The 6,248-nt window shown below is 74.7% G+C and carries 4 protein-coding genes and 1 pseudogene; 2 read left to right on the top strand and 3 right to left on the bottom strand.

Features of this window, described 5'->3' with window-relative positions:
* On the top strand, positions 1-206 hold a 206-nt coding region (locus AB0G13_RS33505; protein WP_357883335.1), incomplete at its 5' end, for a sigma factor-like helix-turn-helix DNA-binding protein.
* Here AB0G13_RS33505 and AB0G13_RS33500 read toward each other — a convergent pair.
* Positions 118-2,367: pseudogene (locus tag AB0G13_RS33500) on the bottom strand (Tex family protein); the annotation flags it as partial. The gene AB0G13_RS33505 and the pseudogene AB0G13_RS33500 sit on opposite strands and share 89 nt — an antisense overlap.
* A gap of 135 nt (positions 2,368-2,502) precedes the next feature.
* On the opposite strand from AB0G13_RS33500, the gene dgt reads away from it, so the two are divergent.
* Entirely contained in the window at positions 2,503-4,014 is a 1,512-nt protein-coding gene (gene dgt / locus AB0G13_RS33495; protein ID WP_357883332.1) for a dGTP triphosphohydrolase, read from the top strand.
* A gap of 35 nt (positions 4,015-4,049) precedes the next feature.
* Here the strand turns inward: dgt and AB0G13_RS33490 are convergent, their stop codons facing one another.
* Both AB0G13_RS33490 and AB0G13_RS33485 read right to left on the bottom strand, forming a co-directional pair.
* Positions 4,050-5,195: an MBL fold metallo-hydrolase gene (locus tag AB0G13_RS33490; protein ID WP_357883329.1), complete on the bottom strand. Its 1,146-nt coding sequence runs from the start codon at positions 5,193-5,195 to the stop codon at positions 4,050-4,052.
* A gap of 108 nt (positions 5,196-5,303) precedes the next feature.
* On the bottom strand, positions 5,304-6,170 hold the full coding sequence (locus AB0G13_RS33485) for a serine hydrolase (protein ID WP_357883323.1): 867 nt from the start codon (positions 6,168-6,170) through the stop codon (positions 5,304-5,306).
* Positions 6,171-6,248 lie beyond the last annotated feature (78 nt).

Below are 6,248 nucleotides of genomic sequence, written 5' to 3'. Positions count from 1 at the left end.
CCGTCGTGCTCCGCTACCTGGAGGACCTCTCGGTCGCCGACGTCGCCGGGGCCCTGCGCTGCTCCGAGGGCACCGTGAAGAGCCACGCCTCCCGGAGGTGGGCGAGGCCCCCCGGTCACCGCCCTGCCCGCCGCGTTCGCGGCGTCCGCCGTCCGGGCCGCCGCGCCCGGCGCCCGCCTCCGCGTCGTCCTCCAACCGGAGGGTGAGCGAGATCCGCTTGCGGGGCACGTCGACGTCCAGCACCTTGACCCGCACCACGTCGCCGGACTTGACCACCTCCCGTGGGTCCTTGACGAACGTCCGGGACATGGCCGAGACGTGCACGAGCCCGTCCTGGTGCACGCCGACGTCCACGAACGCGCCGAACGCGGCCACGTTGGTGACCACGCCCTCCAGCACCATGCCGGGCACCAGGTCGCCGATCTTCTCCACCCCCTCGACGAAGGTGGCGGTGCGGAACTCCGGCCGCGGGTCGCGGCCCGGCTTCTCCAGCTCGGCGAGGATGTCGGTGACGGTGGGCAGGCCGAAGGTGTCGTCGACGAAGTCGGTGGCCCGCAGCCCCCGCAGGATCGTGCTCTTGCCGATCAGCGACCGCAGGTCCTGCCCCGTGGTGGACAGGATCCGGCGGACCACCGGGTACGCCTCGGGGTGCACGCTGGAGGAGTCCAGCGGGTCGTCGCCGCCGGGGATGCGCAGGAAGCCGGCGCACTGCTCGAAGGCCTTCGGCCCGAGCCGGGCGACCTTCTTCAGCTCCGCCCGGGTGCGGAACGGGCCGTTCGCGTCGCGGTGCAGCACGATGTTCTCCGCCAGCCCGGCGCCGATGCCCGAGACCCGGGTCAGCAGCGGCGCGGAGGCGGTGTTGACGTCGACGCCGACCGCGTTGACGCAGTCCTCGACCACCGCGTCCAGCGAGCGGGAGAGCTTCACCTCCGACAGGTCGTGCTGGTACTGGCCGACCCCGATCGAGCGCGGGTCGATCTTGACCAGCTCGGCGAGCGGGTCCTGCAGGCGGCGGGCGATGGAGACCGCGCCGCGCAGCGAGACGTCCAGCCCGGGCAGCTCCTGGGAGGCGTACGCGGAGGCGGAGTAGACCGACGCGCCGGCCTCGGAGACCACCACCTTGGTGAGGTTGAGCTGCGGGTACCGCTTGATCAGCTCGCCGGCGAGCTTGTCGGTCTCCCGGCTGGCGGTGCCGTTGCCGATGGCGACCAGCTCGACGCCGTGCGCCCCGGCCAGCCGGGCGAGGGTCTCGATCGAGGCGTCCCACTGCCGGCGCGGCTCGTGCGGGTAGATCGTGTCGGTGGCGACCACCTTGCCGGTGGCGTCCACGACGGCGACCTTCACCCCGGTACGCAGGCCCGGGTCCAGGCCCATCGTGGGCCGGGTGCCGGCCGGCGCGGCGAGCAGCAGGTCCCGCAGGTTGGTGGCGAAGACCCGCACCGCCTCCTCCTCGGCCGCCTGCCACAGGCGCATCCGCAGGTCCGCGCCGAGGTGGATGAGGATCCGGGTGCGCCAGGCCCAGCGCACCGTGTCGGCCAGCCACCGGTCCGCCGGCCGGCCCTTGTCGGTGATGCCGAACCGCCCGGCGATCGCCGCCTCGTAGCGGCTCGGCCCGGTCGGCACCGCGTCGGCGTCGCCGGCCTCCTCGGGCTCCATGGTCAGGTCGAGCACGCCCTCCTTCTCGCCCCGGAACATGGCCAGGATCCGGTGTGAGGGCAGCTTCGGGTACGGCTCGGCGAAGTCGAAGTAGTCGGCGAACTTCGCGCCGGCCGACTCCTGCCCGTCGCGTACCCGTGAGACCAGCCGGCCCCGCGACCACATCTGCTCGCGCAGCGTGCCGATCAGGTCGGCGTCCTCGGCGAAGCGCTCGATGAGGATGGCCCGGGCGCCCTCCAGGGCGACGGCGGGATCGGCCACGCCCTTCTCCGCGTCCACGTAGCCGGCGGCGGTCTGGCGCGGATCCTGGCCCGGGTCGGCCAGCAGCGACTCGGCGAGCGGCTCCAGCCCGGCCTCGCGGGCGATCTGCGCCCGGGTCCGGCGCTTGGGCTTGTAGGGCAGGTAGATGTCCTCCAGGCGGGACTTCGAGTCGGCCGCCATGATCTGCGCTTCCAGGGCCTCGTCGAGCTTGCCCTGACCGCGGATCGACTCCAGCACCGCCGCGCGCCGCTCGTCCAGCTCGCGCAGGTAGCGCAGCCGCTCCTCCAGGGTGCGCAGCTGGGTGTCGTCGAGCAGGCCGGTGGCCTCCTTGCGGTAGCGGGCGATGAACGGCACGGTCGCGCCGCCGTCGAGCAGCTCCACGGCCGCCCGTACCTGACGCTCGGCGACGCCGAGCTCCTCGGCGATCCGCTGATGAACAGAGAGGGTCACGATCTCGATCCGCCTTCGGTGTGGGTTCCGCCCTGCATTGTGCCGGCCCGGACCGACGGCCGTCGCCGCCCCCGGCCCGGCGTGCCGGCGGTGACCCGTCGGCGCTGCGGCCCGCGCTGCGCTAGCGTGGCGATCATGGAACCTCCCGTGGACCCGCGCGCCCGGCGGCTCTTCGGCGGCAGCGCCCGGGCGCTCGGCGACCTCGCCGCCAGCCCGTTCCGGGCCGACCGCGACCGCATCGTGGCCTCGCCGTTCTTCGCCCGGCTCAACGGCGTGACCCAGGTGGTCAGCCCCGGCGGCTCCGGCCTGCTCGTGCACAACCGGCTGACGCACAGCCTCAAGGTGGCGCAGGTGGCACGCGCCATCGCCGAGCGGCTCACCGCCGACGAGCGGCACCGCGACCTGCTGGAGAAGCTGGGCGGCTGCGACCCGGACGTGGTGGAGGCCGCCGCGCTCGCGCACGACCTCGGCCACCCGCCGTTCGGGCACCTGGGGGAGCGGGTACTGGACCGGCTGGCCCGCCAGCGGCTCGGGCTGACCGACGGCTTCGAGGGCAACGCCCAGTCGTACCGGATCGTCACCAGCACCGAGATCCGCGGCGCGGCGACCACCGGCCTGGACCTCACGGCGGCGGTGCGGGCGGCGCTGCTGAAGTACCCGTGGACGCGGCTGGACCATCCCGACCCACACCCCCGGCTGCTCGACCCGCCGCCACGCGGCGCCACCCCGCCGCCGGACGACCCGGACAGCGGCTCGTCGAAGTTCGGGGCGTACCGGACCGAGGTGGACGACCTGCGGCAGGCCCGGAAGCCCTTCGTGGGCCGGATCCCGGACTGGCAGCAGACCGTCGAGGCGTCGGTGATGGACACGGCCGACGACGTCGCGTACGCGATCCACGACGTGGAGGACTTCTACCGGGTCGGGGTGCTCCAGCAGGGCGCGGTGGCCGCCGAGCTGATGGCCTGGCAGCGCGAGAGCGGGCACTTCCGGGCCATCACCGACGCGGCCCTGGCCGCCGCCGCCCGCCGGCCCGGCTCGGCGATCGAGCGGCTGCGCCGGCAACTGCACCGCAAGGACGCCTGGGTCGCCGACGACGAGGCGTTCGCCGCCGCCGTCGAGCACGTCCGCGAGGAACTGGTGGAGGGGCTGCTGGCCATGCCCTTCGACGGCTCCATCGAGGCGGAGCAGTACGTGGCCCGGTTCTCCGCGCGCTGGACGACCCGCTTCGTCGACGCGATCACCGTGGTCGAGCAGCCGGCGGTCCGCTCCGGCCACGTGCTGCTCGCCCCGGCGCAGTGGCACGAGGTGCAGGTGCTCAAGTTCGTCCACCACCGGTTCGTGCTGGCCCGGCCCGACCTGGCCCTGCACCAGCGGGGGCAGGCCCGGCTGCTGGGCACCCTGGTGGAGGCGCTGCTGGAGTGGCTGCTCGACCCCGAGGAGGAGTCCCGGCTGCCGCGCCGCCTGCACGACCTGGTGGAGCTGGCCGAGGCGGAGCTGCACCCGCGTACGCCGGACCGGATCGGCAAGGCACGCGGGCGGGCGATCGTCGACTTCGTCGCCCAGCTCACCGACGGACAGGCGGTCGCCATGCTGGACGCCCTGTCGGGCCGCTCCGGGGCGCTCTGGACCGACGCCTTCGTCCTCTGAGGGCGGCGCCGCCAGCCGGTGCACGTCCGCCCAGGTCAGGCCACCGCCTGCCACCAGCCGTCGACGGCCGGCGGGTCGTCCACCACCACCCGCTCCCCGGGGCGGGGCACGGCCAGCCGGACGTCCCGGGCCTTCGCCTCGGCCCAGATCCGGTCCACCGGCTCGGACCAGTCGTGCAGGGCGAGGTTGAACGTCGCCCAGTGCACCGGCACGAGCAGCCCCCCGCGCAGGTCGAGGTGGGCGGAGACGGCCTCCTCGGGGAACATGTGGATGCTCGGCCAGGCCCGGTCGTACGCCCCGATCTGCATCAGCGTGACGTCGAACGGCCCGTGCCGCTCGCCGATCTCGGCGTAGCCGTCGAAGTAGCCGGAGTCGCCGGTGTAGAAGACCTTCCGGTGCGCGCCGGCGACGACCCAGGAGCTCCAGAGCGTGCCGTCGCGGCGCAGCCCCCGGCCGGAGAAGTGCTGCGCGGCGGTGGCCGTGATCTCCAGCCCCGCCACCCGGTGGCTCTCCGACCAGTCCAGCTCGACGATCCGCTCCGCCGGTACGCCCCAGCGGTCCAGGTGCGCGCCCACCCCGAGCGGCACCAGGAACGGCGCCGACTGGCTGCCGAGCAGCGCCTGCACGGTCGCCATGTCGAGGTGGTCGTAGTGGTCGTGCGAGATCAGGATCGCGTCCACCGGGGGGAGTTCGTCGAGGCGTACCGGCGGCTCGTGCAGGCGGCGCGGGCCGACCAGGGTCGACGGGGAGCACCGGTCGCTCCACACCGGGTCGAGCAGCACCTTGCGGCCCTCGATCTCGATCAGCGCGGAGGCGTGGCCGTACCAGACGACGTTCAGCTCACGCCCGGCGTCGGCGGCGGGGGCGGCTCCCGGGCGCAGCAGCGGCACGGCGGCGCTCGGCCGGCGCTTCTGCTTGCCGAAGATCAGCTCACGGATCAGGCTGCGGTCGGGGGCGCCGGCCATCGAGCGGGTGCCGCCCGGGTTGTGGAAGGTGCCGTCGCGGAACCGGGGGGAGCGGGCGGCCCGCTCCGCGCGGGCGCCGGTGAGCCGGCCACCGAGCGCCGCCGGCACGTCCCGGGCCACCCACGCGAGCCCGGCCAGCGCGGCCAGCCCGGCCGCCCCGCGCAGCCGACGCCCGAGCGTCCCGTCGAGTCCCGCGCGTTCCGCTGGTGCGCCCATCGCCGTCCCTCCGCCGTGTCCCGTCGTCCACGGTAGCCCGGCCACCAGGGGACCGTCGGAAGTCGGCGGGCCCGCCGGGGCGGCGGGCCCCACGCGTCGAGGGGCGGCTCAGCCGCCGTTGCTGGGCCGCTGCGTGGTCGGCCGGTGGGTGAGGCCGGTGCCGGTCAGGCGGTCCACCGCGGCGAGGAAGCGCCGGCCCATCCGGGCCCGGGCCTCGACGGCGGGGTGGGTCGCGCCGTAGTCGTCCGCCTCGGCCTGCCCGTCGGCGAAGAGGGCGTACGTCAGCACGGGCGCGCCGGCCGTGTCGAAGATCACCCCGGCCTCGTGCCGGGCGTCGGCGTACCAGCCCGCCTTCGTGGCGACCCGGGCCCGCTCGGCCGAGGACATGACCCGCCGGACCCCGTCGGTGTACGCGACGGGGGCGCGCAGCAGCCGCAGCACGAACGCCGTGCCGGCCGGCGAGAGCAGCGTGCCGCCCACCAGCGCGCGCAGCAGGTCGTGGGTCTCCCGGGGGGTGCTGGTGCCGAGGAAGAACCGGTTGGGGTTGGCGACCGGCTGCACCTGCGTGTTCGGGAAGCCCTTGCCGCGCAGGATGTCGTTGAGCTCGGCGGCCGGGCAGACCAGGCCGCACAGCCGCACCGCCGTGTCGTCGGAGACGGTCAGCAGGTTGGCCAGCACGTGGCCGAGCGTCACGAAGCTCGGGTACGCCCCGTCGAGGCTGAACATGCCGTCCCCGCCGGGCACCACGATCGCCGCGGTCACCTCGACCCGCTGGTCGAGCGTCAGCAGCCCCCGGTCGACCTTGTCGAGCACCGCCACGGCCACCGCGACCTTGTTGACGCTGTACGCCTCGATCCGCCGGTCCGCCTCGTCCGACACCGCCACCACCGGCGCGCCGGCCGGGTCGGCGACGCTGACGTACGCCTGCCAGTTCCCGCCGGCGCGCGCGGTCTGGAGGGCGTAGCTCTCGGCCACCCGGCGGGCCGCCTGTCGGGGTCAGACCTTCGCCTTGCCCAGGATGCGGTTCACTGTTGTGCCGCACACCGGACACTT

It is taken from the genome of Micromonospora sp. NPDC023633 (assembly GCF_040640035.1).
In the GTDB taxonomy this organism is placed as follows: domain Bacteria; phylum Actinomycetota; class Actinomycetes; order Mycobacteriales; family Micromonosporaceae; genus Micromonospora.
This window is presented reverse-complemented; position numbering and strand designations above follow the sequence as displayed.

Bases quoted from the DNA above. Each gene is read 5' to 3' on its own strand.
- AB0G13_RS33490 (WP_357883329.1), bottom strand. From the start codon at position 5,195: ATGGGCGCACCAGCGGAACGCGCGGGACTCGACGGGACGCTCGGGCGT.
- dgt (WP_357883332.1), top strand. From the start codon at position 2,503: ATGGAACCTCCCGTGGACCCGCGCGCCCGGCGGCTCTTCGGCGGCAGC.